The organism is Ruegeria sp. AM1, from assembly GCF_056540745.1.
On record NZ_JBQFXH010000011.1, the window covers coordinates 65,090 to 91,360 of the forward strand.

The following is a 26,271-nucleotide window of genomic DNA, read 5'->3' on the forward strand; positions in this document are numbered from 1 at the left end:
TATTCGTCTACCTGCAGATCTTGCGCCTGCAGCGAACGGCCGGTTTGACGGGCCGCAGCTCGGCGACGGAAGAGCACGATGAATGTCTCTTATGGGCCGTCCTCGCGGGACGTAACCGTGCTCCAGGTTGAGATTCTGCATCAGCCCTAGCGGCGGCAACGAACCCGAACCGGAAGGCTTCGGTTTTCGCCGTGTACGTCCGCAGCACGAAAATCGCTGCATCTGCTTGGTTCTTAGCAGCAGTGTCTGGAAAAACTCGGGTACTGATCCAGTAATCGTAAGCGAGGGACCGCTATCGACGAACCAAACACAACACTGAAAGTCACCTGCCATGACCGTAAACGGATGCTGCAAATCCACACACCGCTCGGTCAAATGGCAAGCTAGTCCGCATCTTCCCAATTCATACGTGACGAAGCGAAGGGCGGATGTTCGTCGCAATACAGAAAACCGCCGAGTACACCTAATCCTTCCAGAACTGTTTCCGGGCTTCTTGTATGGCCTCACTGTTAGAAATTCCAACGTCGCTGAGCCGGCGCTTGTCTAGATTACGCAATGCCCTGCGGGTGCGAAAGTTTCTCATCCATCTTGAAACTTTTGACCGGATTGTCGACAGCATTTCCTCGCGTATGGAAGCAGATCGTGTGGTCTTGTGTGTCAGTGAACGCATAATTTTTCCTTTCGCACACCTTGTTGAATTCCTATATAATATGCTCAAAACAGTGGGCTCAAACGATCAATTGTTTTGAGTTCATAAGGAAAAGTTATTGAAATGCGCAACTATTCCCTCAATGGGCTCCGGATGTTCGAAGCGGCGGCGCGGCATCTCAGCTTCACGGCAGCCGCAGACGAGCTTAACGTCACCCAAGCCGCGGTTAGCCAGCAGATAAGACGGCTAGAAGCGGAGCTAGGCGTGAAGCTCTTTGTGAGGGGGAAAGGAGTATTGTCGTTGTCAGCGGCTGGTCAGGAACTTTCCGGCAGTACGAAAGTAGCTCTGGGCTTGATCACGAAATCCATTGCCCGGATCACCGAAACCGAAACTGATGCAGTGTTGGTTATTTCCACGCTGGCATCTTTTGCATCCAGATGGCTGATCCCGCGATTAACGAGGTTTCAGGAGAGGCATCCTGATATTGCGCTGCATGTGCATACGTCAGGACAAAAAGTGGATTTCACCCGAGACGGGATCGACGCTGCAATCCGATTTGGCGCAAAAGAAGAAGTTGGCATCCACCGTGAGCTAATATTGCAGGATTCGCTATGCCTTGTAGCTTCTGCTGACGTCGTCAAATCGGTCGGCGGCAAGATTGAAAACCTCTATCTTCAGCCGCTCATAGTAGATGGAAGCCGTCTGTTGGATGAAAACTCAATCGACATTACCGGTCTTGCAACAGAACAGGCGCTCGAGATTTTCAAGCTGAAAAAGGTGAAGCTTGATCTTCGCGTATACAAGCAAAGCGACAGTGTCGTATTGGCCGCGCTGGCCGGACAGGGTGTGGCCCTGACCAGGCTATCACTTTGCACTGGTGATCTGGATCTCGGCAGGCTGCATTTGGTTTCTGATTTCAGGTTGCCTATGAACGTTGGGTATTCGTTGGTCTGCCCTGTGAGTCGCGCCGAGGACCCTAGATTGCTGGCGTTCAAACGCTGGATGCTGGACGAGATGTCCGTTGACGAACAATCCTGGGGATGATTGGCCAATGGGTGGGCCGACAGCCTGGTTTTTTAAGAAACCAACATTGGTTCGCATCCAGTGAATTCACGCTTTGTCACGCGACCCGCTGGTCTAATCAGTTTGCGGCGAAAGGGCGGTATAGATACAGGTCTTCAAACCAGTTTTGAATGACCGCTCTAGCGACCGAGACCACAATGCAGCAATGATCGTGCTGCGAGAGCAAATAAATGCTGCCTCAGCAATGGCCGCGAGTGCATAAGTCCGGTTTGTCCCGCGTTGCAGCCAAACAGTTCCCCAAAATTGAACGGCTGCATTGTAGTTGGCTTGTCAAGAATGGTGAATCTTTATCCTGAGCTGGGTCACAAAAGGCAACTTATCTTGGCGGCGATGGCAAGTTAGCAAAAGCTACTAAGAGATTTTCATATAACTACAATGGGTTAATCTTTCCGGAAAGGCAGAATAGCTCTGCATTTCACAGCAACAAAACCGCGTTGTTTACCTGACCACTTTGCGCCATCTCGCAGTGTGATCCATACGCCCAACGACAGCAAACAAGTTGTTCGAAAAGCGGCCAGGTCTCAGGCTCTGAAAACCGCGAATGACTGGTCAGGTCTCTTGATGCGCGAAACCTGCCAGCACCGCTTCGCATGATGTAATCAATTCGTTCAGTTCGACGCTGTAATTCTCGGCACCGCCCTGCAGCAATGTCTCAACATTTTTCGCCATGTCGGCCAGATCAGCTTCGCCAAAGCTTGAAACGCTCCCGTATAGCCGGTGGACAAGAAACGCGATTCTGTCACTGTCGCCCTGTTCCTGGGCCATTATCAGTTCGGAATGGCACTCCCTCAACGCGGCTCGAAACGTCTTAAAGACCTGATCCAGCTCTTCTTTGCTCAGGAATTTCCTAAGACGCGCCTTGGTATCGTTTGGCTCGGCCGACACATACGGCACTTTTGAAGGTCGTTTTCCCATTGAGGCACGGATCGCACCGTAGAGCACCCGCTCATCCAAAGGCTTGGAGACAACCGCATCAAACCCCGCCGCAGCATATTCATCGAGATCCTCAGGCATCACATTTGCGGTCACCGCGATGGTCGGGATTGCCTTATCAGGCAGGCGGCCGTTCACTATTCTTTTCAGCTCCTGCGCCAGTTGAACACCCGTCGTGTCCGGAAGGCGGATATCTGTCAGCACGCAATCTACGTCCTCGGGTCTGAACAGTTTTTTGGCTTCCCCACCATTCGAGGCCGCGATGACCGAATGACCATCCCGCTCGAGCAGGCTTTTAAGTATTTCCATACTGGTGGGATCATCCTCGACGATCAGCACATTCTGCTGCTCACCCACGGTGCTTGCCAATCCGGCACCCTCAGATTCGGGCATCGGAACCGGTGCGGCCTGAAACGGGACCTCGACCCGGAAAACCGTCCCCTCGCCCAGGCCGCTTTTGACCGACACATGCCCTTTGAGAGAGGACACAAGCCCCCGGACGATCGAAAGCCCAAGGCCCGTGCCGCCGATCTTGCGCGCATCAATGTTCGACGCCTGAGTAAAGGGCTCAAAAATATCGGCGACTTCGTTTTCAGGCACACCAATACCTGTGTCGCTAACCGTAAAGGCAACAGACTGTTTTGATTGCTCAAATGACAAAGTCACCGAGCCCTCTTGCGTGAATTTTACCGCATTTCCGAGAAGATTTAGCAGGATATGCCTCAGGTGACCGCTGTTGCCACTCAGATAAACGCCATCATCAAACTGCGGAATGATGAGCCGAAGGTTTTTCGAACGCGCCAGCGGGCGCAGCACTGCCTCAAGATCTTGAAGAATCTCAGAAAGGTTGAAGGGCTGGAATTCGCGATCTTCCGGCTTTTCCTCAAGCCGGGCGATATTCAGCACATCATCGATCAGGTTCCGCATCGCCAGACTGGAACGCTCGATCTCGTCCAACCTTTGATCCAGCGAGGCGCGGTCCTGCTGCATCAGCTTGATCAGTCGGATGTTCCCGACAATGCCGTTCAACGGAGTCCTCAGTTCATGACTGGCCGTCGCCAGAAACTGTGACTTTGCCTCGCTGGCTTTCTCAGCGTCCTGGCGCGCGGTTTCGAGATAAACACTTTGAACGAAGTTCGCGCGCAGCGTCCGTTCTGAAAAGAACTTGGCATAGAGGCCGATCAGGACAACCGAGAAAAGGACAAATGCCGGACCGATCCAGGTATCAATAGCGCTGCCCCCGGTCGAATTCTCAAAAACCAGATAGTAGGACACCGGTACAAACAGCAAAAGCTGCAACGCCGCAGAATGAGAAAAAACAAATGGCAAAAACACCGTTCCCGCAAGGCTGATCAGCGAAAACCGGTACAGGAAGTCTCTGGATTCATGTTCGCCCGAAAATGCGAACGCCGACCAGATAATCAAATACATCAGCGACCAGCCCGTCGAGATGATGACAGGCAAGACGCGCGCAGGAAGCCGGTGTGAAAAGAAGTAAAGCCCCGTTATGAAAGAGATAATGACCAGTCTTGCGGCCCACACCGCAAGATCCTGGCCTGAAAATGTGCGATCTTTGATGACAAAGACCTCGAGGAACGCAAAGACGATATAAAAGGATGCACCGAAGAGCAACGCGGTCCGGAACTGACCGCGCGTAGATTCAAAATACCACTCGCGGTATTTGTTCTCGATGCCCTTATCAACAAAGTTCTGGGTAACCGCGTTGATCGGTTCATCATATATATACGCGCGTGGTTTCAACTTCGCACCAGCCCCAGCCGATATCCGACACCATGCACAGTTACGATCACCTTTGGCCCATCAGGACCCGTCGAGAGTTTTTTCCGAATTTTGGCGACCAATGCGTCTATGGTACGCTCTCCGGCGTCATGATCCGGCGAAAGCGCCACAGCATCCAGCAGCACCGCACGGGACAAGACCCGTCCGTTGGCGTTGACGATCGCCATCAATACATCGAACTCGGCGCGGGTGAATGGAATTGTTTCCTGACGTTCCGACCAGACCTGCCGGCTGTCCAGATCAATCTCCACTTCGCCGAGACGCACCTTGGCATCCCTGCTGGGTGCCCGCGTATGTACACCTGTCCGCCGCAGAACCGCATTGATGCGCGACAAAAGCTCATCGGGGTCGAACGGCTTGGTAATGTAGTCGTCGCCGCCAATGTCAAGCCCGCTGATCTTGTCGCTAGCGCTGCTTCTGGATGAGATGAAAATAATCGGCGGTTGCGCAGATTTTGCACGCATGGAACGCGCCAGAACCAACCCGTCTTCGTCAGGCAAACCAAGATCAAGCAGAGCGATATCCACGGTTTTAGACGCGAGCACCGCGCGCGCATCTGCAACATTAGATGCCTGCAGGACGTTGAAATGAGGCCTGAGCAAAGCTGCCGTCAAAGCAAGCAATGACGGATCGTCTTCTACCAGCAATACATTCAGCTTTTTCAAGATCCAGTCCCCAACAGTGAGTGTCCACGGTTCAGCTTGTCAGATATGCGCTGCCTGCGGCGACCCTACCCCTTTCTGGAGTAAGTGTCGCGTAACCCACAAGCCTAGCGTGCGCCAAGCAAGCAGCTGTTAATATTTCATTAACATTTGCGTTGCTCCACGTTGACAATAGGTAAGTAACGTCCACTGCAGATACCCTGTTTTTGTGGTGCACATATGTTGAATACTTCATTTGCAATAATCGAGCCTGTTGACGATCCAGAGATGTCAAAGGCGCTTACACCCTGGGATAATCACGACACTTTCGGCACCCGGGACATCATCAGAGAAGATAAGGTTGCCGACCAGAACGTGATCAGAAACTTTCCCGCCCGCCGCGCGGCGGCCCGACCAGATCAGGACAACCGGATCGATCGGACATTTGAAGAAAATATCTCTCACGCGCAGACCAGTGGCGACCGCCTTCTGGTCACGATCTTGATGAGTGATGTCGTGAACTCAGCAGGTGTGCATGCGCCTCTCAGTGAGGCGCAATCGAAACAGGCGATGGACGAGCTGGAAATAGCGTCGGTCAGAACGGTCCTCAAACACGAAGGCACGCTGATCGGTGATGGCCTACTGGCTGCCTTCCCGCGTCCCAGCGCCGCGATTGCATGTGCCCGGGAATTGCAGTCCGAAGCGGGTAAATCCGGCCTAACGATCCGCGCAGGGATCCATTCGGGCGAATGCCTGTGCACCGCCAACACCGTGACAGGGATCGCTGTAGCGATTGCGGCCCGTGTGCTAAGCGAGGTGCCCGGCGGACAGGTCTGGGTTTCACGCACGGTGCGCGAGCTGGTTCTTGGATCGGATCTAGAGTTCATCAACATGGGCTCGAAAAAACTAGAGGGGCTATCCGACGAATGGACTCTCTATCAGCTGCTGGATGGGGAAGTTACGTAACGCCCTCATCAAAAATGGTTTTCACCTCTGATCAGTTTGCAATCCCGCGTTTCGCGCCTTGGAGGATGCAGATCGCAGACTTGACCAGAGGAGAAAGATGGTGATGCGCGGGTGAACGGTTTGTTTTGTTTCTAGAGTGCGCTTTTACGTTCGCCGTTCACCCTGCGCAGCACAGTCCACAATGGCCACGCTTTTACGCTCAGGAAATCTCTCATGGGCGTAAAAACAACGATCATGACGATCCCGAGTGAGAACAGGCACCAGATGGCTGGCATTTCCGTTGGGCTGTCGGTTGTCATCCACGCCAGCGCGGGCCCGATAGCTAGCTGAAAAGCAGCCAGTTTCCACGCCCCAAACAGCACCGGAACCAGAAACATCACGGCGAAATACACCGGGAAATTCAAACGGACCTGCTCTCCGAATATCACAGCCGGAAGCCGCTCTCCCAGATCATTCAGCGGAAGATGCCAGCCGATATGCCAACTCTCTTTCTTGACGCAGAGGTGGTCGCTGCACAAAAGACGGCCGGGTCGACACGGCCCTGCCCAATCAAAGGGATATATCTGCAGCAGCAGGTAGGCCCCGGTCAGCGCACCGATGGCAATCACAACGGGCGTAAGTGTTCTGCGCACATCTGATGGCACGAAATACAAGGCCAGAATACACGCGAATAAAGGCTGAAACGCGATGTGGATATAGGCCAGCAGGGCTGCGATCTGGTTTTGAGGCAGCGCGCACTGACCTGCAACCGAATACGAATAGCCCTGAAGCACTTCAATAGCAGTGAAATACAACAGCGGCGACCAGAGTAAAGCGCTGTCACCGCGATGTATCGCCTTTGCCGTGGCAACAACGCCCACTGCGGCGATCGTATATGACGCTGGTCCGCTCCAACACATTGCGATATCAACTTCTAAAACCTGCCAAATCGGGATCAGTATGCATTCGTTGAGCCGCCGAGAAAGACCTTTTTTAGTCGATGAGGTTCTCGATGACTTTGCGAGGTTTGACTTTCCGCTGAAAGACATCTGGCTCAGCGCCGCCCGGTTTCACTATCAAAACCTTGAACCCGAAATTGCACAGTTGCCCGCCGGGGCGCGGGTGCTCGAGATCGGGTGTGGTGCAGGAATCCTTCTAACCATGCTAAGCCAGCGAAACCCGGAGATGCACCTTGAGGGTATCGAACCTTTTGCTGAAGGGTTCAATGCGATGGAGAATGTGCTGCAACATGCCGTTGATCTCGGAGGAGAGATACACCGCTGTTCCTATGAGGATTACGAGACCACCGCAGCCTATGATCTTGTGTATTTGGTCAACGTTCTGGAACACCTCCCGGACTGGCGGCACTTTCTGGACACCGTTCCCCGCCTGCTGAAACCGAATGGGCGCTGTCTGGTGCTCTGCCCGAATTACGGCTTTCCTTACGAGCCGCATTTCAACATTCCGGTTCTCAGATCAAAAACGACAACCGGACGTGTTTTCAAACGCCGCATCGGCTGGGTCGAGAACACTTATGGCGTTCACGGGCTATGGAACAGCCTGAATTTTGTGCGGCTGTCCGAGATCAAGCGACATCTCTACGGCTCGTCCCTCACGTTGAAGATACGCCACGAAGTAACCGACAGGATGATCGACAGGTTCGCCACAGACCCCGTTTTCAAGAAACATCTTGGCGTCTTCAATATGGTCGGGCGCGCCACGAAAGCGGCTGGCGTGACGCGCCTACTGCGTTTTGGAAGCCTGGAGAACTTTCAACCCTACATGTTTTTGGAAATGTCCCTCAGGTCGGAATAGAAATCAGCAGATGCCGATCAGAACAGGGTTCTGTTGCGACCGAAACCAAAGCCGGTCTCAGCCGGTTGGCGGAATGACTGCCCCATGCTATGTTTCAGAAAGTTAAGATACAGCCCTTTATCCATTGCCAGGTTTTGAACAACGAGCAGCATGACCGCGATCAAAGTTCCCCGCGATTTTGCAAGGGCAGACAATTGGTCAGCCTGCAAAGCCCTGATGATCAGTCTGGCCATTGTTGTTCTTGGGCTATGGGTCCCGGCCGCCTTTCCCCAATCCGTGCTGTCACTGATTGTCGGAGCGCTGCTTTTTGCTGCCGGTATCCTGAGACTTTACTCGATTCAGCATGATTGCGGGCATTACAGCTATTTCCCCGACCGGCGGCTGAACGACCTTCTCGGCAACGGGTTGTCCATTTTCTCGGGCATTGCCCATAGCGTACTGCGGTACAATCACAACCTACATCATATGCATCTGGGTGATCTGGAATACCGGGATGTCCACGAAGTATTTGTCATGACACGGCGCGAGTACGAGGCCGCACCGCTTTCCAAAAAGCTCTCGTATCGCATCTACCGTCATCCGGTGACACTGTTCGTGCTGGGGCCGTTGCTGATCTATTTCATTCGGTACCGATGGCCCAGAAATACGGTGAAAGTCAGCATTCGGGATGTTTTGCTGCAGAACCTGGCCATGTTTGTGTTCTGGTATCTGGTGATCACAACACTGGGCTGGTGGTCTTTCTATGCACTGATCCTGGGAAGCGTCTTTGCGGGCAGCTTTGGTATCTTCGTTGTCTATGTGGGCCACAATTTTGAAGAGACCTATTGGCGAGACACCGGCCACAAGAACACACATGCAGCGGCACTCGACGGGGCCAGCTCATTGCGGCTGGGGCCTCTCGTCGATTTTATGCTGCTGAATTTTGGCTTTCACGATCTGCATCACTACAACGCAAAAATCCCGTCCTATCATCTCAAGACATGCAATTCTGAAATCGCTGAGAACTGGAATAAGGCCGCGATCAGTTTCAGGGACGCGCTGGAATGTCTGCGATGGCGGCTGTGGGATGAAGATGCAAATCGCATGATCCCATTTCCGCAGTCTTTCGCCGATGACCTCCGCACCAGACAGCGTCTGCCCGCGCGGTCAGATCAGCAATAAACAGACAGAAAACCCTGTGATCAGGTCAGATCACCCGGCTCCAGCGCGCGCCGGATGCGATCCACCAATGCGCGCTGGACCACAGCAAAGCGCGGTGTGTGTGCAATTTCTTCCAGCGTAGCGACCCAGATCGGAACGTCGATTTGCGGGTCATCCGTATCCGATCTGCGCAGGTGGGAATCGCTGTCACCGATAAAAGAGGGCAGGAATGTCTTGCCAACGCCCGCAGCAGCCATCTGCTGGAGCACCAGAAAACTGTCCGCTCCGCTGATCATGTTGCCGGCGCCGATATGTCTGTCCAGCCATTTGGCCGGCAACGACCGGCTGAGCGCCCCGTCGAGCCTCATCCATTTGTGGTCAGAGGTCGATCCATCATCATAGACGCCAAATGACAGCGTTCCTGCGCGTTCTCCGACCAGCCCTTCGCCAAGCTCTGTCGTGGGACGCACGGCAATATCGGCAGTCAGCCTTGTGAGATCGTGATGGTTGTTGCCGCTTAGCAAAACCAGTTTCAGATTGGGGTATTGTTTGGCGACCGCATTCACGATCCGGGGCAGCACAAGCTGACAAAGACTGTCGGTCGATGCGATGCGCACATCCCCGGCGGGTGACCGGTCTGCCCCCACAATCGTGCGCTCCAACGACAGCACCGCATCCTCAATGTTCTTCATCGCGGAAAGAATTGCGGCGGCCTCTGGCAAGGCGGTGTAGCCTGACGGGCTTTTCTGGAAAATCTGACAGCGGTGTCGCCGTTCAAAGGCAGCCACCCGACGCAGAACCGTTGCATGCGTGACCCCAAGCGCAATCGCCGCCGCGTTCAATGACCCATGACGGCTGACGGCAAGTGTAAAGCGGATGTCGTCCCAACTCTCCTTGTTCATATTTTAACAAGTAGCGCTCAACAACAAACAATTACAAGAAAATTTGTTCAAGCTATCATACGGCCTATTGAACAGGGAGCACCACCATGATGAAGAAATCCTCAATCTTTGCGGCAGGTCTTTTATCTGTAGTCGCCATTGGCGCTGCCATCGCCCATGAGGGCGACAACCCAGCCGTCAAAGCAAGAACATCAATTATGCAGCTATATGCTTTCAATCTTGGCACTCTTGGCAGCATGGCCAAAGGGGAAACCGACTATGACGCAGAGGCGGCAAGCAGCGCCGCAAACAATCTGGTCGTTCTGACCCAGATCGATCAATCCGCAATGTGGCCCGCTGGCTCTGACAACGCGTCCGACCCATCCAGCCGCGCCTTGCCAGCGATATGGGAAAACTTCCCGGATGTCGCCGCCAAAGGTCAGGCGCTGGCCGATGCCGCGCTGGCGATGCAGGACGCAGCCGGACAAGATATCGAGGCCCTGAGAGCGGCAATGGAACCTCTTGGCGGAGCCTGTTCGGCATGTCACAAAGCTTATCGAGCACCAAAAAACTAAAGGAGCGCTGATCCGTGCGGCGCATCACTCTTATGGCCGCCGCGTTGGCGCTTCTGGTTGGGTTGGTTGGTTTGGTACTGACCCGGCCGCAGCACCTACAGCAGACATGGCTGGACGGTGTCACCCCCAACCTCGAGAGGGGTGAAACCGTGTTTTATGCGGCGGGATGCGCGTCTTGTCACACCGCTCCTGACAGCGAAAGCTCAGACACGCCTGTCCTTGCAGGTGGGCGGCGGTTCGAGAGTGATTTCGGCACCTTCATTGCCCCCAACATATCAAGCGATCCAGAGGCCGGAATTGGATCCTGGACTGCGCTGGACCTGGCCAATGCGCTGATCCACGGAACAGGGCCCCGAGGACAACACTATTATCCCGCCTTCCCGTATGGCGCGTATGCCAATATGGAAGCCGAAGACATTGTCTCACTCCACGCCTTTCTCAATACGCTTCCGGCGGACGCGACAGAGAACCGCGCTCATGAGGTGGGCTTTCCCTTCAATATCCGACGTGGACTGGGCGGCTGGAAACTCCTGTTCATGCAGCCAGGCTGGGTCGTCGAGGGCGAACTGACCGAGCAACAGATCAAAGGTCGATATCTGGTCGAAGCGCTGGGTCACTGTGCCGAATGCCACACGCCTCGCAACCGACTGGGGGGTCTGAAACGCGAGCTTTGGCTATCGGGTGCGCCCAATCCCGGCGGGAAAGGTCGCATCCCCGGCCTGACGCCCGCTCAGCTCGACTGGTCTGAAGCTGACATCGCGGAATATCTGAAATCCGGGTTCACACCAAGCTACGACAGTGCTGGCGGCGAGATGGCCGCTGTCATCGAGAACACATCACGGTTAAGCGACGAAGACCGCCTGGCAATAGCGGCCTATCTTAAAACGGTCCCGGCACCAGCGGGTGAACTAGTGACAGAATGATCTGCAGAAACTGCAGGACGTTTTACCGGAAACCTGCAGAGTGGCACACACGCATTCCCCAGCAGGCAATAGGGTAGCCTGACGCCGCGGGATCGTCACAAACCGGTTAAAGCCCCCAAAACTAATGATATTGAACCACCAATGCAGTAACGTGACACCGTCAATATTGGGGATAACGACAACACTTAATAGGGAGACACAATCCTAATACCTTATTATTTCTACCTTAAATCATCACGCCAAAAGCAACTTTAAGTAGAATCATCGTCTCGACAATCTGTAACCCTCAAAAACTGCACAGGATTTTATGTGCAGCAGATGGATTTAATTGAGTTTTTTGTTGCCCCGCTTGCGGCTGTGACTCTGACCGTTTGACGTTGACGTCGACGGGTGCCGTCTTTGTATTTCTTCACTGGGCAGAGAAGAGATGACAGCGGCGCAAACCGTCCCGAACTGGTTCACCCGATTGCCCAAAGCCGCCGCCGACATAGTGTTGCACTACCTGCGCCTCAACCCGGTTCTGCGTGCGTTGCCCGCAGAAACAGCCGAAGCTTTGGCCTGTCGCGCGCGGCTGCGCACATATCAAAGGGACAAGCTGGTCTATGCCGAAGGCGATCCGCCTGACACGGTTCGGCTGATCGCCAATGGCTCGGTCGATAAAATCCTGATCGGAGAGAACGGGCGTGAAATGGTTTTGCGCAGCTACCGCGCACCGGACGTCTTTGGCCTGGCAGATGTCCATGACCACCAGCCCAGGCAGGCGACATGCATCTGTGCGGAAAAAACCGTGATTGTCGAAATTTCGGCGCGGGATTGTCACATAATTCTGAACCTCGCACAGCTTCAGGGTCCATTGCTGAACCGAGCCCGCAGCGACATACGGCATCTCGAAGAGATGGTGCGGCGGCTCACGATTCTGAGCCTTGAACACCGGGTCGCGTTTTATTTGCGGGACCAGTTGGACCAGACCACCTCGCGCCCGGACAAGAGGGTTGAGATCCGGGTGACAGAAACGCAGCGAAAAATCGCAACCAAGGTGAATGCCACCCGAACCCGTGTGAATATCACACTGCAGAACTGGGTGAAGGCAGGTGACATTTCATATCGCGACAGTCGAGTGGTCATCAAAGACGCAGAGCAGTTTTGGAAGCGCTACTTCACCGACAGCTAACCGCACATCGCGGTTACATAGGTAACTGACCCAGTCCGGGTATCGGGATGACTCTGCCTCAAACAGGAGGCGGACATGACCAGACACCAAAAACCAGCCCAGCAAACGCGGCACCGGGACTGTTTTGCGCAGGTCGAAGCCATCTGGCGCAAACATCACCGCGCCTTCCTGCGGCGCGCCCGGCGCTATGCAAATGGCGACAACGATCTGGCGGACTCTTTTCTCTCGCGCGCGACGCTCAAGGTTTTGAACTATGCCGCGGGTGCAGACCGTCCGATCGAAAACATAGAGGCCCTGTTTTATCTTTCTCTGAAACACATCACCACAGACCACTGGCGGAAAGCGGCACGCCATAGCCGCGAACAGAAAGCGCTGGAATTCGAGTGGCCGGACGGAGCGCTGCACGACACGCTTGATATGCTGATTGCGGCGGATGAATTGCTGCAAGTGGCGCGCGCAAGCGCACAGCTTACCCAGCCCCTTCGGCAGCTTCTGGATATGCACGTCGTCAAAGGCCTCAGCTACCGTGAGATTTCGGCCTCTCTGAACATCTCGGAACCTCTTGCCCGAAAGCGCATGCAACTGGCGCGCCGCAAGCTGCGCGGGCTGACCCAGAACAACACCCCCGCAAAGAAGGTGACGACAAAAGTTCACGTCTCGCGACGTGGCGCGTCAAAACCTTTGAACACCATATTTCCAAAGCAGGGTTAGACGATGCCAGATAACAACCCGAAAATACCCGTAAATTCACAAATCACCGATGCAGTGACGCAGACCAACGTGAATGTTGTCGCCTCGTCACCCGCCGAAGCGCTTGGCGTTCTCTATCAGATGGCAACCCATTCGGCCGGCCTGTCGATGCAGAACTCGGTCTCGAGTCAGCAGAACCTCAACCAGATCGCAAACGCGGTCGTGGCAACGGCCGTACGCGAGATACTGGCGATCTCACCCAGCGGCACCACCGAAAGCAGCACAAAATCCACCTCTACCTCAGGTACCGAATAGGCCTTTGATCCGGGAGTTTTCGCATGTCTATCTTTTCCAGAAAAAAACCCGACCAGACGCCTGCACAGGACGGGTCGGCGGAACCGGCCAAAGACGCAGCAGGCGGCTTGACCAACAAGCTCGAAGACGAGCTCAAAACCATTGAAAAAACCCTGCTCGACAAGATCGAGGGCCCTGCCGAACAGGCGTTCGATAAGGCCAAGGGCAGTGTTGAGGCCGATCTGAAAGCCGGTGAAGCGGCTGTCGAAGATGCCCGCAATGACACCAAAAACGCCGCAGAGACCGCAGAGACGGCCCTGAAGGACGAGCTTGAGATTGTCGAAAAAGCCTTCGCACAGCTGGATACGGGTGAGCCGCCAGCGCCACCTCATAAATCATCTCTGTCCCGGTACCGCGATCTGCAGTTTGCGCAGGCATCGGCCAATCTGGCATCTGCGCCCAAAGATGGCACGCCAGCCGCTGGCGGCCCAACGTCCCCTCCTGTTGGAACGCCGTCCCTGAACGATGCGGCGACGCAATCGGTGCAGTTCTCGAACGCGGAAACCGCCGGGTATGCGCCCGCCATGATCACCACCCCAACGGATCAGATGATCGGACAGGCCGCTGGTTTGGCAGCGCAGGCCTCGGCCCAGTATTTCGACAGCATGACCAAGGTGGTCATGGCAGCGCAGTCGGTGATCGTGAAGAAGCTGGCTCAGGACGTGGCCGACGGCAACGAAGGCGAGGCCGCACTGGATGGTCTGGTTCTGGCCGAAACCGAAATCCTGCTGGCCGGCGCCATGGCCGTCGCAGCCGCCGGAGGCGCGATGGAGGCAGAGGCCGCCAGCTTTGGCATCTCAAAAATCAACAGCAGTCTCTCGGGCAAGAAAGCACCGTAAAGTTTTGACAACAGGAGAATAACTGCATGTCTTTTCCAGCTAAAAACGACCTTTCCCAATGGCGTGTCGGCACCGATTTCGGAGCAACCCGCGCCGCCATCCGTCAGATCGACAACGTCTATCTGGGCCGCATTCTGGACACGACTTTCAAACAGGGCGGGTCACTGTTCACTGTCGGCAAAACCATGCAGGACATCTGCACCGAGGCCGCAGACGTTGTTGCGCAGGTGGAAGCCAACGACGTGAACAACCTCGGGGAGTACAAATTTGCCGACAACAGCTCGCTATGGGCTGGATGGGACAATGATGGGCTTGGCGGCAGCAAGCCGGTGCTTGAACAGATGCGCGGTCTCGCCCGGCTGCGTATCTACCGTGGCGACACGCTTGAGAACCCACTGGCCATTGGAGATTTCCTTCGGTTCTTCGCGGATCTGTTTGAGGCCTATAAACGTACTGTCGTACGTAGCGCGGGCACAGAACTCAGTAAGTGGCTGGAGACCTTACAAAACCCTGCCGCATTCAACAAAACGACCAATCGCATCCGGGTCCGGCGCAGGGACATCCTGGAACAATGGCCGGATGTCGGTGCTGCGCACTGGTATCTGCCGCCCGAAGATGTGCTGGGCGCGATCGACCGCCTATTTGGATATTACGAGGTTGGCGACATTTCGGGATCAACCACTGACGCATTGGGCGCGTTGGCAATCCTGATGACTTGCAATGCCAAGCAACTTGGTACCGTTGATGACGCAAAGCCAAATGTTGGCGCTTTGGTGAATGACGGGCGCGCCTTTTGCGCTTTTGCAGGGATGGTGATGCAAATGCATCATTCGCTGCCCGAAGCCATGATGGCCATCAATCTAATTCCTCCTGCATCTTTGCCGAATGATTCAAAAATCAGTCGAGTCTATTCGCCGATGCTGACCAATGCCAACTTTGAAGGGATAAGTGACGATTATGCTGCCTGGCAAAGTGCGCGGAACATTGCGCTGGCCCCTATAAGCGGACCGGCAGACAATATAGCTTATACCTTGATATCTTTGCAGGATGTCTACCAGATGCCGAACAGCCCGAGCGAAGTCTTTGAGTTCGGAATTGTAGCCGCGTTAGATGTCAGTGGTCGTGCGATTGCAGAGAACGATAATAATGCCGCGATTTTTGGGTCCAGCTTTTACAATGCGATCGTCAGCGGCCTGATGAACCCGGGCCCCGGCCCTGCAATAACACTTGAACGCCTGTCGCGCAGCGTGCTGGCGGCCGGACCACAACAAGTCATCATGAGCAACTTCAACCCGCCCATGGCCCCTGACCGGATCAAGACCAGCGTTGTCAAAGCCATTTCCGGCGGGATGAACATCAAAGAGACCGCTCTGGGTGGCGTCACGAACTACGTCAACGCGACTCAGCTGTTCATCGATCCGCTTTACGGCGCCATCGGTGCTGTGCCCGCCTGAACGTCAAACAGCCCCAAAAGGAGAATGCTATGGACCAAGAAATTCGCAGAATCCGCAGTGATATTGAACAAATTCTGGGCCAGGTTCTTGCCGACTGGGCGCAAACGTTAAGTATCCCCGGCGATGACATACCGCCCGAGTTCTCGGACCTCGCATGCGAGCTGAGCGTCGCGCGCCATGCCATGATCAAAGCCACAAGACTGGTCGAACAAGAGGTCTTTGAAGCAGATATCGAGGTGGAAGATCCCGATGATGAGGTGTTGCGCACCATCAAGATCGACGTCGAGGAAAAAGACGTAAAGCGCAAACGCCCAACCAAGGGGCGCAAGAAATGAACCCCTGGGATGAAAACGCCGCAAAGGTGCTGGAAATCGGGCGAGTCTGGCTGGGTCGGGAGTTGCGCGAAGACGAGCGTCAGCAATTGCTGGATTGGGCACGAAGCGCTCATCTGGGCCCGCAGCCGCAGACTCCTGCTTTGTCGCAGCCTCCGCCCGGCGGGATGCTTGCGCAGGCCGAAGCGGTCATTGCCCAGGGTCAGCGCGATGCGCAGGCGGCGATCACCAATTCCCTGCGCGCCGCACGGCAGATCGAAAACACCCGAACGGGGGGCGGCCCCCTGCCCGCCGACCAGGAAGCGCATCTGACACAGGAAATGCTGAACGCCGTCAAACAGGCTGCCGAGCTGGAGTTCACGTCATCGCGCGCTGCTCAGCCATCGGCCAGACAACAATCTCGGCGCACTCTGGATCACATACTCGAAGAGCTGACAACACTGATCGTCACAGAGGTCGAGATGAAGGTCGCCGCACAAATTCGGGACGCCGCCAATGTCGCCGAAGGCCATATCGAAAAGATTGCCCATCGTCAGGCCGAGAAGCTGGAAAAATTCATCAAGACCATGCGGGACGACATCCAAAAGGACGTCTCGGCCGCCATCGAACAGGCTGTCACAAAAAAGATCGGAAAATAGCCACCGGTGTTCACAGGTCCGCCTGTGATGCGTCTAACTATATGACCCCAAACCCAAAAAGGAGATTTCAATGACAACGGTAAACGCCCAGATCACAGATGCTGTGACACAGACAGATGTTCAGGTTGTCGCAGACGCTCCGGCTATGTCGCTCGGCAATGTCTATCAGGCGATGGCGCATTCAACCGGCATTCTGTTTGAAAACGCGGTAGCCGCACAGCAACAGCAGAACACGCTGACGCAAGCTGCGGCCAACCAGGGTGTCATGCAGATCTACAGCCTGGACACAACCGCCACCGCCGGCGCCAGCGAAAAGATCGGACAGGTTGGCGTCGCCGATAATCTGAGCGGCCTGATGACTGTCCTGAACGCCTTCAGGAACCCCTGATAACCCGTGCAGGTTTGTGGCGCGGTCGGACACCATGAACTGCTTTTTCCATCCGATCATTGGTGAAAAACAGAATTTCCAAGGAGATCTCAATGACATATCCAACCTATGTGAATAACCAAATCACTGATGCGGTGACCCAGTCAAATGTCAAAGTGCTGGGCGAGGCCCCCGCGATGGCGCTTGGCACCGTCTATCAGGCGATGGCGCATTCAACCGGTATCCTGTTTGAAAACTCGGTATCTGCAGCGCAGCAGCAGAACACGCTGAGCCAGGCCGCCGCAAACCAGGGCGTCATGCAGATTTACAGCCTCGACACAACCGCCACCGCCGGTGCCAGCGAGAAGATTGGCCAAACCGGTATTGCCGACAATCTGACGGGGCTGCTGACCGCGTTGCGCGCCACGTCTCAGAACCCGTAAGGCAACTTCAACACAGATTAGCCCGGTTCTGCCGGGCTAGTTACCGTGGGTCAGGACCCATCGCTTCTGCTTTTAGAAATCGAGACCGATATCGATCGATCTGTAGGAATGGGTCAGCGCGCCCGAAGAAATATAGTCAACCCCGGTCGCAGCAATCCCGGCGACCGTACCGCGGCTGACATTTCCTGACGCCTCGGTGACCAGCCGTCCATCCACCATCTCAACGGCTTTGGTCAGCGTCTCGTTGGACATGTTGTCCAGCAAAACCACGTCGGCACCCCCGACCTCGAGCACCTCAGCCAACTGGCTCAGCTCATCAACCTCAATCTCGACCTTCATCATATGCGAGGCCCGTGCTTTTGTTGCCTCCAGCACCGCGCATACGCCGCCCGCCGCAGCGATATGGTTGTCCTTGATCAGGATTGCATCGGACAGAGAAAACCGATGATTGTACCCGCCGCCATGCAGCACCGCCTGTTTCTCGACGATGCGCAGACCGGGTGTGGTCTTTCTTGTGCAGGTGATGCGCGCATTTGTTCCCTGCGCTTCGGTGACCAGAGCAGCCGTCGCCGTGGCAATACCGGCCAACCGCCCGACAAAATTCAGGGCGACCCGCTCGGCGGACAGGATCGCGGCCGCGCTGCCGGTGATTTCCATCAGCGTGTCACCCGGTGTGCAACGCTGGCCTTCGCTGACATGCGTGGTGATCTTCAGCCCCGGATCAATCAGACGAAACGCCAGCGCGGCGACCTGCATGCCCGAAACAACGGCATCCTCCCGCGCGTTCAGCCGCGCGGTATAGGTGGTTTCGGCGGGGATCACGGTCAGCGTTGTGATATCACCATTGGCACCCAAATCCTCCATCAGCGCGGACCGGACCAATGGTTCCAGGATCATGTCGGGCAGTGTCGCAAAGCTCATGCATCTTCCTTTGTCATTCGATCCCGCAAGGCCAATGCCTGATCCAGCGTCAGAAGAGAGCGTTGGCCGGTACCCGGGATGGGTTCAGGGAAATCTGACCGGTAATGCGCCCCGCGGCTTTCTTCGCGCATCAGCGCGGCTGCGGCGATCAGCGTTGCGGTCGCGGTCATATTGAGGAATGCAGGCGAAGCTGCCTGATCGGCCTCGAGGACGGCGATATCCGACAAGGCCCGGCGCAGGCTAGCCCCGGTCCGGACAACGCCCACATGTGCGGTCATCGTTTGGCGCAAAGCCATCACCACGCGTGCATCGGCCATCGCCTTGCCGGGTTGGAACCGGATATCAATCTCTGGTGCTGCGCTGATCGCGACCTCACCCGCAATGTCGCGCGCGCAGGCGCGGGCAAAGACCAGCGCCTCGAGCAACCCGTTGGACGCAAGGCGGTTCGCGCCATGCAGGCCGGTCGATGCGGCCTCACCACATACCCACAACCCGGTCAGCGAGCTACGCCCCGCCAGATCTGCAGCCACGCCGCCCATGTGGTAATGCGCCGAGGCTGTTACCGGGATAGGCTCGGAAACCGGATCGACCCCGTTGCGCAGGCAAGCCTTGGTAACTGCTGGAAACTGCGTGGCAATTTCTGCGCCTATTGCAGCCCGCGTATCAAGCGTCGGACGCAGCCCCTGCTGGGCCTGCAGATAGACTGCCCGGGCAACGATATCGCGCGGGGCAAGTTCGGCGTCGGGATGGATCTCTGTCATGAAACGCTGGCCGTTACTGTTGACCAGCACTGCCCCTTCTCCGCGCAGCGCTTCAGTGGCCAACGGCGTGGGATCTTCACCGACATCGATTGCGGTGGGATGGAACTGCACAAATTCTGCATCGGCAATCCGCGCCCCGGCCCGGGCCGCCATGCCTATCCCCTGCCCCTGGATGCGCGCCGGGTTGGTGGTCTGCGCATAGAGGCCCGAAGACCCCCCCGTGGCCAGCACATGCGCAGCCCCGCGCAACAGGATCGGCGCATCAGAAGAGGTCGTTCCTGTCAGGAAAACACCCGTCACCTGCTGACCGTCGCTTTCCAGCCCGCTTGCCTGTACCGCTTCGATGACCTGTATGGACGGGGTGCGGCGCAGCGCAGCGATCAGCGCCCGCATGATCTCGGATCCGGCCTGATCACCCTTGACCCGCACCACCCTTGCGGCGGAATGGGCGGCCTCGCGCGATTGCACAAACCCTCCGTCGGGGGTTCGGTCGAAGCCGGTGCCCAACTCTGAGAGGTCCAGAATATGTTCGGGCGCGGCGCGGGTCACAAAATCGGCAACCTCGCGCAAAACCGCGCCTGCCCCGGCGCGTATTGTATCATCGGCATGTGCCTGGGGACTGTCGCTGCGCGCCATTGCCGCTGCAACACCGCCCTGCGCCCAGGCCGAGCTGGCGCCAGACCCTATTGGATCGGGCGAGATCATAACGACAGGATGCGGAGCCAGCTTGAGCGCGGCATAAACAGCAGCAAGCCCGGCCCCAATAATGACCACACGAGGCGTTTCGATCACCTGCATCCGGCGCGTCAGAGCCCCAGCTTACGCGAGAGGTCAATCATGCGCTGAACCGAGAGGCGGGCCTTGTCCGCAACATCCGGATCCACCTCGACCTGCCCGGTCATCGTGTCGAGTGCAAACAGTACTTTCTCGAGCGTGATTTTCTTCATGTAGGGGCACATATTGCATGGACCGACAAATTCGACCTCTGGTAACTGATCAGCAATATTCGACGCCATCGAACATTCAGTGATCAGCAGTGCCTTTTCCGGCTTTTCGTCGGTGACATATTTGATGATGCCACTGGTCGAGCCCGAGAAATCGGCCTCTGCCACAACGTCGGGCGGGCATTCGGGATGGGCAATCAGCCGGGTACCCGGGTTCCATTCGCGAAAATCGCGCAGATCGCTGGCGCTGTACTGCTCGTGCACGATGCACGACCCTTCCCACCAGACGACGTTCTTTTGCGGTACATCGCGCGCGACGTTCTGCGCCAAATACTGATCAGGCGTCATGATCACCGTATGACTGTCCTGCGCGGCCACGATCTGGGCCGCATTGGACGAGGTACAACAGATATCCGAGGCCGCTTTGACCTCGGCCGTTGTGTTTACATAAGACACAACCGGCGCACCGGGATAGCGACGGCGCATGTCTTCGATACCTTCGGCGGTGATCGATTCCGCCAGCGAGCACCCAGCCTCCATATCCGGCATCAAGACCGTCTTGTCGGGGCTGAGTATTTTCGACGTCTCAGCCATGAAATGGACACCGCATTGCACGATCACATCCGCCTCAACCTCGGTAGCTTTGATGGCCAGCTGCAGGCTGTCTCCGCCAAAGTCCGAAATGCCGTGATAAATCTCGGGCGTCATATAATTGTGCCCCAGAATGACCGCGTTCCGCGTGGCCTTCAGATCGTTGATCGCCTTTACATACGGGGCAAAGATCGCCCAATCCGCAGGCGACACCACACGCGACATGCGGGCATAAATATCGCTCATGCTGGCCGCAAGCTCGGGGGACGGCGACAGGTCATATTTTTCGGAGAGATGCGCGCGCTGCGCGGGTAAGTCGAACACGGGACTGATTTCTGCCTGATGAACTCGTGCGGCATAGATATGGCGTTTGTCACCGATTGACCACAGCCCAAACAGGCAGATTATTCCCAAATATTGATGTTTCGTGGAATAAACGGTCCTTTATGCCCATAAGAGGTCCCGAAAAAACGGGGATTCTCTCATAGCTTTGATCGGCGGATCAGGTCAGCAAGGCCTGATCGCCTATATTTGTGGCACGGCGCGTCGACATTGTTTTGGCATCTTTGCCTGCAACCGTCAGCGAAAGATCCTTGTAAAAACCCTTATTGTCGAACCACCAGCGGTGCGAATACACCCTCTTGCGTTTTGATTTGGGAACATCACGCAAGTACTGTTCATTGCAATAGATGTCCCAGTGCCCTTTTGCCGTCAGACTGGGCATACCGACATGGCCAGCTCGGTCCCGACCGCCGTTTATCAGGCCACCGGAAAGGGCCAGAACCTTGTCCCGGCCGCTATAGTAGTTCGTGAAACGTCTGCTGCGTTTTTTCAGAACCAGGCCGCCCCAGGCGCCCTTTTCCAGCCACACTGAATCGACGTCCGCCGATGCAAACATGACCTGATCCGCCGACCAGTTGCCGCCGGATCCTGCAGAATCTCCAAAATCGGAAAATGCCCGCAGCACAACCAACGCGCCCATCGAATGCGCCAGAATATGCACCTTGGGTTTTGAAGGCATTGCAAGCATTGGCAGCATTCCGTCGCCAACAAGATGAGGCGCCACGGCCTTGGCGTCTGACCGGTCGCGATCATAGGCATGCACCGAGCCGTCGCTGGGCCAGTCAAAGGCAACCACAGCGCCCTGATACCCTTTGGCTCGTAGATTGGTTTCGATCTTGGCCAACCGGTCCAGCATGTCTTTCTGAGACGTGTTGAACCCGTGCACGTATATCAAGACCGAGTTGTCGCCCCCGTTCTGGCGCACAAGGTCAAGCCACTTGGCCCGTTTCAGGATACTTCCCTTGCGAATACTGCCATCTGCGCTTTGCCCGGTAATATTGACATATCGCGTCTTCGCCGCAGGCTTGAGCGTGAATTTCTTCTTTTGTGAATTGTAAGTCCGGCGCGAAAAAAAGAGAGCCATGTAAATTACTCCTGCAGATCAATCCGGCAAGTGTCGCATGTTTTGCGGCTTCCTGCAAAAGCGCACACAGAAGGAGGTAGCTGCACGTACTTGCTGCCTCCTGACCGCCCACTAAGACTGACCACGTCCCACCTTAAGCGAAGCCTTGCCGATCAGTTCGGCTGGCGGGCACATGATGTTGGGGCATCTGCAGCCCCTGGCACGATGGCTATTGTTGCGAAATGCGCTAAACTGGTCGCAGGTATCCCAAACATTCCCGTCAAGCCCTTATTAGCTTGCGCATTTCTCAGATGCCTCCTAGTAGAACCGAAATTCCTGTCGGTGAAATAAAGATGTCAATTAAGACGATCATTCTGAGCTTACCCAATGATGCTGAGCGTCGTCGCTCATGCGAGCGCGAGTTGGAGAGTCTTGGTCTGCAGCATGAATTCACCGATGCCGTTTGCGGCGATGCAATAGAAGATACCGAGTTACACCAGGTTTACGACATCGACCAAAACCGCAAAAAGTTCAAACGACCACTAAGCCGCAGCGAAGTTGCATGTACGCTGGGTCATCGCCGAATCTGGCAGCAAATCGCGGAGTCAGATGAATATCTGGGGCTGGTTCTGGAAGATGATGCCACCTTTGTTCAGGATCCCCGGTCTTTTTTGCAGGCGATCGAGCAATGCCCCGAATGTTTCGAGGACATCATGATCAAGCTGGATGGCGTGCCCCGCAAAAACATGCAGGTTCTGAAAGCGGTCGCCGATCAAAGCCTGGTGCTGTCTGATCATCTGCCCCCCAGAACCACAGGCTATATAATTGGCCGCCGCGCAGCTGCCAGGTTGGCCGCGACCAGCGCCGCAATTGCCCGTCCGGTTGACATCGATCTGAAATTCTACTGGGAACACAAGGTCCCTATTCTGACCCTCAGCGAACAGATGGTTTCAGAACGCCAGACACACACAAGCAATATCGAAGCACATCGACGGAAGGCCAAAACAGGTTCACCTCTGCACAGACTTGTCCGCAACCTTGCCTATCAGGTCAGCTATAATTACGGGCGATTAAGCCATCCTCTAAAGCCGGACATGATAGAAGGCCTAGCCCCCTTGTTGCAGGCGCAAAAACAGGTCCGGAACCACATATGAGACGGAATCTGGTGGTTGTCCGCGCAGGCGGAAAGTCCTTGCACAACAGGTGGCTGGAAGTCGCTTACCAAGATCGCAGCTATGATCTTATGATCAGCTATTTCTCAGACGAGGCATATGCTAGTTTTGCGCCCGAGCCCGGCGTTGAGGCGGTATTGGTCAAAGGCGGGAAATGGGACGGGTTGCACAATACGCTCGTTGACCGGGACCTTTCGCAATATGAGTATATCTGGCTTCCTGACGATGATCTGGATATCGGCGCACAGGACGTCAATCGCCTGTTTGCATCTATGCAGTCCTATGGCTTGCGTATTGCGCAACCGTCGCTGAGCCCGGACAGCTATTTCTCTCATTTCGTGTTCAGCCAATGCCCAGGCTTCATACTGCGATACACAAATTACATCGAGATCATGGCCCCCTGCATGCATCGCGACGTCCTGCTCAGGGCTCTTCCTTTGTTCAAAGACACGATGAGCGGTTACGGGCTGGATTATATCTGGTGTCGTTGGGCCGAGGCGGGCGCCTTCCGTACCGCCATTCTGGACCAGATCGCGATGCACCATACCCGGCCAGTGGGCAAAAACCTCAAGGCGGCAATGGCCGCTGCGGACAACCTCAGCTCAGAGGAAGAAGAGGCCGTGCTCAAGGAAATGTTCGATTTGTCACGCCGCACAGTTCCTGTCGTTTTCGCCGGGATACTGGAGGGCGGGCAGCCGATCTCGGGCCGGGTGCTGACGGGATGGCGTATGTGTCGGAACTGGATATCGGGCCTGTCGAGATTTCGCAGCGCTGCAGAAGCACGCGCGGGTATTCTCAAAATCGCGCGCCGCCAGCTGATCAAACCGCTAGATATGACAACAATCTCATTGAACCCCGGTAAAACACAACGTTGATCTGAGCCGGATTACATAACCTGCACAGCAACATGTGCATCTTGGAAATCGGGTGTTAGCCCTGAAAGCAAATGGTGTCTGAATGAAAACGGGACGATTTTTGATGGTTGGCGCCGGCTTGTCCGGTGCCGTGATTGGCCGCGAGCTTGCAGAGCAGGGGCACGATATCACAATTGTAGACAGTCGCGATCATATCGGCGGGAACTGCCACACCGAGCGCGATGCCGACACCGGCGTCATGGTCCATGTCTACGGCCCGCACATCTTTCACACCGATGACGAAGAGGTGTGGCAATATGTGAATCGCTACGCCAACTTCCTACCTTACAAGAACCGTGTGAAAACCACTTCTCAGGGTCAGGTCTTTTCGCTGCCGGTGAACCTGCACACCATCAACCAGTTCTTTGGCAAAACCATGCGCCCGGACGAAGCGCATGACTTCATCACGCAGGAACAGGCTGATACGTCGATAACCGATCCGCAGAGCTTTGAAGAGCAGGCAATGCGCTTTGTCGGCCGCGATCTTTATGAGGCGTTCTTCAAAGGCTACACAATCAAACAATGGGGCTGCCATCCGTCTGAATTGCCGGCCTCTATCCTCAAGCGCCTTCCCGTTCGCTTCAACTACGACGACAACTACTTTTTTCACAAGTTCCAGGGCATGCCCGAAAACGGGTATACCGATATGATTGCCGGAATTCTGGACCACCCCTCAATCACCGTCAAACTCAACACCACCTTCGAGCGCAGCATGAGCGAAGGGTTTGATCACGTGTTCTACTCGGGCCCTCTGGACGGATATTTCGACTATGAGCTGGGCAGGCTGGGCTATCGCACGCTGGACTTTGAACGCTTCACATATGATGGCGACTATCAGGGCTGCGCCGTGATGAATTACGGCGAAGAAAAAGTCCCGTTCACGCGTATTACGGAACACAAGCATTTTGCGCCTTGGGAAACCCATGAAGGGTCGGTGTGCTACCGCGAATTCTCGCGCGCGGCGGGCCCTGATGACATCCCTTATTACCCGATCCGGCAGGTAAAGGAAAAAGCGCTGCTGAGCGAATATGTCGAGCTTGCCGAAAAGACGCAAAACGTCACCTTTGTCGGGCGTTTGGGCACATATCGCTATCTGGACATGGATGTCACAATTCGCGAGTCGTTGGACACCGCAAGATCTGTCGTCGCAGCGCTCGGCGCGGGGCAAGCACTGCAGCCCTTCTTTGTTTCAACGCTCTGAGGCGTTGAAACGGCGGCGCGGCAGCAGATCAGCGCACCCTGAAAACAAGTGATGAGAGGCACCGGCCTCTCATCACTCACATCATATAACCCCTCAGTTCCGGCTTGGCCTTTCCTCAGAGCCCTTTAGGTCACAACAGGAAAAGGTCATCTTCCAGCAGGGTGACGACGTTCAGATACGTTTCCGCCTGAGCCATGTCCCCCGAGTCGTGCAGTTCGACCTCAGCGCCAGCAATCAGATCAGCGACCTCCAAGCTGAACTCATCAGCGCCGATCCCATCCCCCGCATTTTCTTCCGAGGCAAAGATAAACTCTAGCGCATCTTCAATCAGATCTCGCTGCAGCGTATTGACTTCAGGCTGAGACCCCGCGAGTTGCTTGGCCCCGATAGACGGATGGGCAATCGACGGCAAAGCGTGACCAGTAGTCCCATCATTGTTGATATCGACGCCGTAGAACGCCTCGACATCAATGACATTGCCCACAAGCGCACCCGCGGTCTGTTCGCCCTGGCTGTCCAGCGTCCACTCGAAATACGTCCCGTCCGTGTGTTGCCACAAGACGCGATAGCCGCCGCCATCTGCCTCGGCCTGGATCGCACTCCAGCCCGCGATGCTGGTCGGACCCATCGCAACGCCGTTCTGCGTGATCTCGACGCTGCCGTCGATCAGGTACATGCCGCGTGTCGAA

29 protein-coding genes are annotated in these 26,271 nt (G+C 55.8%); 18 read left to right on the plus strand and 11 right to left on the minus strand.

Translation table 11 applies throughout. From position 1 onward, the window contains the following. Positions 1-463: 463 nt before the first annotated feature. Positions 464-670 (minus strand): DUF1127 domain-containing protein, encoded by a 207-nt coding sequence (locus tag ACR0I7_RS17185; RefSeq protein WP_480513189.1) that lies wholly within the window; start codon positions 668-670, stop codon positions 464-466. A 102-nt stretch (positions 671-772) separates the two neighbouring features. Between ACR0I7_RS17185 and ACR0I7_RS17190 the strand changes: the two genes are divergently transcribed. Next, entirely contained in the window at positions 773-1,693 is a 921-nt protein-coding gene (locus ACR0I7_RS17190; RefSeq protein ID WP_480513190.1) for a LysR substrate-binding domain-containing protein, read from the plus strand. A gap of 588 nt (positions 1,694-2,281) precedes the next feature. On the opposite strand, the gene ACR0I7_RS17195 is transcribed toward ACR0I7_RS17190, so the two are convergent. Then, positions 2,282-4,426 carry an ATP-binding protein gene (locus ACR0I7_RS17195; RefSeq protein WP_480513192.1) on the minus strand — a complete coding sequence of 715 codons (2,145 nt, stop codon included), beginning with the start codon at positions 4,424-4,426 and terminating at the stop codon, positions 2,282-2,284. Continuing rightward, positions 4,423-5,130, minus strand: coding sequence for a response regulator transcription factor (locus ACR0I7_RS17200; protein WP_480513194.1), 708 nt, complete (start codon positions 5,128-5,130; stop codon positions 4,423-4,425). Before ACR0I7_RS17200 ends, ACR0I7_RS17195 begins: the two co-directional genes overlap by 4 nt. A gap of 264 nt (positions 5,131-5,394) precedes the next feature. On the opposite strand from ACR0I7_RS17200, the gene ACR0I7_RS17205 reads away from it, so the two are divergent. Next, positions 5,395-6,072, plus strand: coding sequence for an adenylate/guanylate cyclase domain-containing protein (locus ACR0I7_RS17205; RefSeq protein ID WP_480513196.1), 678 nt, complete (start codon positions 5,395-5,397; stop codon positions 6,070-6,072). Positions 6,073-6,203: 131 nt separating this feature from the next. Here the strand turns inward: ACR0I7_RS17205 and ACR0I7_RS17210 are convergent, their stop codons facing one another. Then, positions 6,204-6,971 carry a DUF5765 domain-containing protein gene (locus tag ACR0I7_RS17210; protein ID WP_480513198.1) on the minus strand — a complete coding sequence of 256 codons (768 nt, stop codon included), beginning with the start codon at positions 6,969-6,971 and terminating at the stop codon, positions 6,204-6,206. A gap of 40 nt (positions 6,972-7,011) precedes the next feature. On the opposite strand from ACR0I7_RS17210, the gene ACR0I7_RS17215 reads away from it, so the two are divergent. Continuing rightward, positions 7,012-7,866: a class I SAM-dependent methyltransferase gene (locus ACR0I7_RS17215; protein WP_480513200.1), complete on the plus strand. Its 855-nt coding sequence runs from the start codon at positions 7,012-7,014 to the stop codon at positions 7,864-7,866. Between the two features lie 17 nt (positions 7,867-7,883). Here ACR0I7_RS17215 and ACR0I7_RS17220 read toward each other — a convergent pair whose 3' ends face one another. Next, on the minus strand, positions 7,884-8,018 hold the full coding sequence (locus ACR0I7_RS17220) for a hypothetical protein (protein ID WP_480513202.1): 135 nt from the start codon (positions 8,016-8,018) through the stop codon (positions 7,884-7,886). On the opposite strand from ACR0I7_RS17220, the gene ACR0I7_RS17225 reads away from it, so the two are divergent. Next, positions 8,017-9,027 carry a fatty acid desaturase gene (locus tag ACR0I7_RS17225; RefSeq protein ID WP_480513204.1) on the plus strand — a complete coding sequence of 337 codons (1,011 nt, stop codon included), beginning with the start codon at positions 8,017-8,019 and terminating at the stop codon, positions 9,025-9,027. The two genes, ACR0I7_RS17220 and ACR0I7_RS17225, sit on opposite strands and share 2 nt — an antisense overlap. Before the next feature lie 20 nt (positions 9,028-9,047). Here the strand turns inward: ACR0I7_RS17225 and ACR0I7_RS17230 are convergent, their stop codons facing one another. Further along, a complete protein-coding gene (locus ACR0I7_RS17230; protein WP_480513206.1) occupies positions 9,048-9,908 on the minus strand; it encodes a LysR family transcriptional regulator in 861 nt (286 codons plus the stop codon). Positions 9,909-9,994: 86 nt separating this feature from the next. On the opposite strand from ACR0I7_RS17230, the gene ACR0I7_RS17235 reads away from it, so the two are divergent. The 11 genes from ACR0I7_RS17235 (at position 9,995) to ACR0I7_RS17285 (ending at position 17,673) form a co-directional block, all read left to right on the plus strand. Beyond that, complete coding sequence (locus tag ACR0I7_RS17235; RefSeq protein WP_480513208.1) at positions 9,995-10,462, plus strand: c-type cytochrome; 468 nt, start codon at positions 9,995-9,997, stop codon at positions 10,460-10,462. A 14-nt stretch (positions 10,463-10,476) separates the two neighbouring features. Next, positions 10,477-11,385: a c-type cytochrome gene (locus ACR0I7_RS17240; RefSeq protein WP_480513210.1), complete on the plus strand. Its 909-nt coding sequence runs from the start codon at positions 10,477-10,479 to the stop codon at positions 11,383-11,385. A 427-nt stretch (positions 11,386-11,812) separates the two neighbouring features. Further along, on the plus strand, positions 11,813-12,556 hold the full coding sequence (locus ACR0I7_RS17245) for a Crp/Fnr family transcriptional regulator (protein WP_480513213.1): 744 nt from the start codon (positions 11,813-11,815) through the stop codon (positions 12,554-12,556). Positions 12,557-12,631: 75 nt separating this feature from the next. Beyond that, complete coding sequence (locus ACR0I7_RS17250) at positions 12,632-13,267, plus strand: RNA polymerase sigma factor (protein ID WP_480513215.1); 636 nt, start codon at positions 12,632-12,634, stop codon at positions 13,265-13,267. A gap of 3 nt (positions 13,268-13,270) precedes the next feature. Continuing rightward, complete coding sequence (locus ACR0I7_RS17255; protein WP_480513217.1) at positions 13,271-13,561, plus strand: RebB family R body protein; 291 nt, start codon at positions 13,271-13,273, stop codon at positions 13,559-13,561. Between the two features lie 23 nt (positions 13,562-13,584). Next, a complete protein-coding gene (locus ACR0I7_RS17260) occupies positions 13,585-14,439 on the plus strand; it encodes an ATP synthase subunit B family protein (RefSeq protein WP_480513219.1) in 855 nt (284 codons plus the stop codon). A 26-nt stretch (positions 14,440-14,465) separates the two neighbouring features. Further along, a complete protein-coding gene (locus ACR0I7_RS17265; RefSeq protein ID WP_480513221.1) occupies positions 14,466-15,893 on the plus strand; it encodes a hypothetical protein in 1,428 nt (475 codons plus the stop codon). A 29-nt stretch (positions 15,894-15,922) separates the two neighbouring features. Continuing rightward, positions 15,923-16,228: a hypothetical protein gene (locus ACR0I7_RS17270; RefSeq protein ID WP_480513223.1), complete on the plus strand. Its 306-nt coding sequence runs from the start codon at positions 15,923-15,925 to the stop codon at positions 16,226-16,228. Next, positions 16,225-16,863, plus strand: coding sequence for a hypothetical protein (locus ACR0I7_RS17275; protein WP_480513225.1), 639 nt, complete (start codon positions 16,225-16,227; stop codon positions 16,861-16,863). Before ACR0I7_RS17270 ends, ACR0I7_RS17275 begins: the two co-directional genes overlap by 4 nt. A gap of 70 nt (positions 16,864-16,933) precedes the next feature. After that, entirely contained in the window at positions 16,934-17,251 is a 318-nt protein-coding gene (locus ACR0I7_RS17280; protein ID WP_480513227.1) for a RebB family R body protein, read from the plus strand. Positions 17,252-17,343: 92 nt separating this feature from the next. Further along, positions 17,344-17,673 carry a RebB family R body protein gene (locus tag ACR0I7_RS17285; RefSeq protein WP_299085482.1) on the plus strand — a complete coding sequence of 110 codons (330 nt, stop codon included), beginning with the start codon at positions 17,344-17,346 and terminating at the stop codon, positions 17,671-17,673. Between the two features lie 72 nt (positions 17,674-17,745). Here ACR0I7_RS17285 and nadC read toward each other — a convergent pair whose 3' ends face one another. The 4 genes from nadC to ACR0I7_RS17305 all read right to left on the minus strand — a co-directional run bounded on the left by nadC (position 17,746) and on the right by ACR0I7_RS17305 (position 22,316). Then, positions 17,746-18,594 carry a carboxylating nicotinate-nucleotide diphosphorylase gene (nadC, locus tag ACR0I7_RS17290; protein ID WP_480513229.1) on the minus strand — a complete coding sequence of 283 codons (849 nt, stop codon included), beginning with the start codon at positions 18,592-18,594 and terminating at the stop codon, positions 17,746-17,748. Then, a complete protein-coding gene (locus ACR0I7_RS17295; RefSeq protein ID WP_480513231.1) occupies positions 18,591-20,153 on the minus strand; it encodes an L-aspartate oxidase in 1,563 nt (520 codons plus the stop codon). The genes nadC and ACR0I7_RS17295 overlap by 4 nt, the downstream gene beginning before the upstream one ends. 8 nt (positions 20,154-20,161) lie before the next feature. Continuing rightward, positions 20,162-21,214: a quinolinate synthase NadA gene (gene nadA, locus ACR0I7_RS17300; protein ID WP_480513233.1), complete on the minus strand. Its 1,053-nt coding sequence runs from the start codon at positions 21,212-21,214 to the stop codon at positions 20,162-20,164. 178 nt (positions 21,215-21,392) lie between these two features. Next, positions 21,393-22,316 carry an alpha/beta hydrolase gene (locus ACR0I7_RS17305; RefSeq protein ID WP_480513235.1) on the minus strand — a complete coding sequence of 308 codons (924 nt, stop codon included), beginning with the start codon at positions 22,314-22,316 and terminating at the stop codon, positions 21,393-21,395. A 332-nt stretch (positions 22,317-22,648) separates the two neighbouring features. Between ACR0I7_RS17305 and ACR0I7_RS17310 the strand changes: the two genes are divergently transcribed. The 3 genes from ACR0I7_RS17310 to glf all read left to right on the plus strand — a co-directional run bounded on the left by ACR0I7_RS17310 (position 22,649) and on the right by glf (position 25,582). Continuing rightward, on the plus strand, positions 22,649-23,449 hold the full coding sequence (locus ACR0I7_RS17310; protein ID WP_480513237.1) for a glycosyltransferase family 25 protein: 801 nt from the start codon (positions 22,649-22,651) through the stop codon (positions 23,447-23,449). Beyond that, on the plus strand, positions 23,446-24,342 hold the full coding sequence (locus ACR0I7_RS17315) for a hypothetical protein (RefSeq protein WP_480513239.1): 897 nt from the start codon (positions 23,446-23,448) through the stop codon (positions 24,340-24,342). The genes ACR0I7_RS17310 and ACR0I7_RS17315 overlap by 4 nt, the downstream gene beginning before the upstream one ends. Positions 24,343-24,424: 82 nt before the next feature. Beyond that, the gene (glf, locus tag ACR0I7_RS17320; RefSeq protein WP_480513240.1) at positions 24,425-25,582 is read left to right on the plus strand and encodes a UDP-galactopyranose mutase; all 1,158 of its coding nucleotides are present in this window, start codon (positions 24,425-24,427) and stop codon (positions 25,580-25,582) included. Positions 25,583-25,712: 130 nt separating this feature from the next. Here glf and ACR0I7_RS17325 read toward each other — a convergent pair. Continuing rightward, the coding region (locus ACR0I7_RS17325) for a hypothetical protein (RefSeq protein ID WP_480513242.1) at positions 25,713-26,271 on the minus strand (559 nt) is incomplete at its 5' end.

Bases quoted from the DNA above. Each gene is read 5' to 3' on its own strand.
- ACR0I7_RS17185 (WP_480513189.1), bottom strand. From the start codon at position 670: ATGCGTTCACTGACACACAAGACCACACGATCTGCTTCCATACGCGAG.
- ACR0I7_RS17190 (WP_480513190.1), top strand. From the start codon at position 773: ATGCGCAACTATTCCCTCAATGGGCTCCGGATGTTCGAAGCGGCGGCG.
- ACR0I7_RS17205 (WP_480513196.1), top strand. From the start codon at position 5,395: ATGTCAAAGGCGCTTACACCCTGGGATAATCACGACACTTTCGGCACC.
- ACR0I7_RS17210 (WP_480513198.1), bottom strand. From the start codon at position 6,971: ATGTGTTGGAGCGGACCAGCGTCATATACGATCGCCGCAGTGGGCGTT.
- ACR0I7_RS17215 (WP_480513200.1), top strand. From the start codon at position 7,012: ATGCATTCGTTGAGCCGCCGAGAAAGACCTTTTTTAGTCGATGAGGTT.
- ACR0I7_RS17225 (WP_480513204.1), top strand. From the start codon at position 8,017: ATGACCGCGATCAAAGTTCCCCGCGATTTTGCAAGGGCAGACAATTGG.
- ACR0I7_RS17220 (WP_480513202.1), bottom strand. From the start codon at position 8,018: ATGCTGCTCGTTGTTCAAAACCTGGCAATGGATAAAGGGCTGTATCTT.
- ACR0I7_RS17230 (WP_480513206.1), bottom strand. From the start codon at position 9,908: ATGAACAAGGAGAGTTGGGACGACATCCGCTTTACACTTGCCGTCAGC.
- ACR0I7_RS17235 (WP_480513208.1), top strand. From the start codon at position 9,995: ATGATGAAGAAATCCTCAATCTTTGCGGCAGGTCTTTTATCTGTAGTC.
- ACR0I7_RS17245 (WP_480513213.1), top strand. From the start codon at position 11,813: ATGACAGCGGCGCAAACCGTCCCGAACTGGTTCACCCGATTGCCCAAA.
- ACR0I7_RS17250 (WP_480513215.1), top strand. From the start codon at position 12,632: ATGACCAGACACCAAAAACCAGCCCAGCAAACGCGGCACCGGGACTGT.
- ACR0I7_RS17255 (WP_480513217.1), top strand. From the start codon at position 13,271: ATGCCAGATAACAACCCGAAAATACCCGTAAATTCACAAATCACCGAT.
- ACR0I7_RS17260 (WP_480513219.1), top strand. From the start codon at position 13,585: ATGTCTATCTTTTCCAGAAAAAAACCCGACCAGACGCCTGCACAGGAC.
- ACR0I7_RS17265 (WP_480513221.1), top strand. From the start codon at position 14,466: ATGTCTTTTCCAGCTAAAAACGACCTTTCCCAATGGCGTGTCGGCACC.
- ACR0I7_RS17270 (WP_480513223.1), top strand. From the start codon at position 15,923: ATGGACCAAGAAATTCGCAGAATCCGCAGTGATATTGAACAAATTCTG.
- ACR0I7_RS17275 (WP_480513225.1), top strand. From the start codon at position 16,225: ATGAACCCCTGGGATGAAAACGCCGCAAAGGTGCTGGAAATCGGGCGA.
- ACR0I7_RS17280 (WP_480513227.1), top strand. From the start codon at position 16,934: ATGACAACGGTAAACGCCCAGATCACAGATGCTGTGACACAGACAGAT.
- ACR0I7_RS17285 (WP_299085482.1), top strand. From the start codon at position 17,344: ATGACATATCCAACCTATGTGAATAACCAAATCACTGATGCGGTGACC.
- nadC (WP_480513229.1), bottom strand. From the start codon at position 18,594: ATGAGCTTTGCGACACTGCCCGACATGATCCTGGAACCATTGGTCCGG.
- ACR0I7_RS17295 (WP_480513231.1), bottom strand. From the start codon at position 20,153: ATGCAGGTGATCGAAACGCCTCGTGTGGTCATTATTGGGGCCGGGCTT.
- ACR0I7_RS17305 (WP_480513235.1), bottom strand. From the start codon at position 22,316: ATGGCTCTCTTTTTTTCGCGCCGGACTTACAATTCACAAAAGAAGAAA.
- ACR0I7_RS17310 (WP_480513237.1), top strand. From the start codon at position 22,649: ATGTCAATTAAGACGATCATTCTGAGCTTACCCAATGATGCTGAGCGT.
- ACR0I7_RS17315 (WP_480513239.1), top strand. From the start codon at position 23,446: ATGAGACGGAATCTGGTGGTTGTCCGCGCAGGCGGAAAGTCCTTGCAC.
- glf (WP_480513240.1), top strand. From the start codon at position 24,425: ATGAAAACGGGACGATTTTTGATGGTTGGCGCCGGCTTGTCCGGTGCC.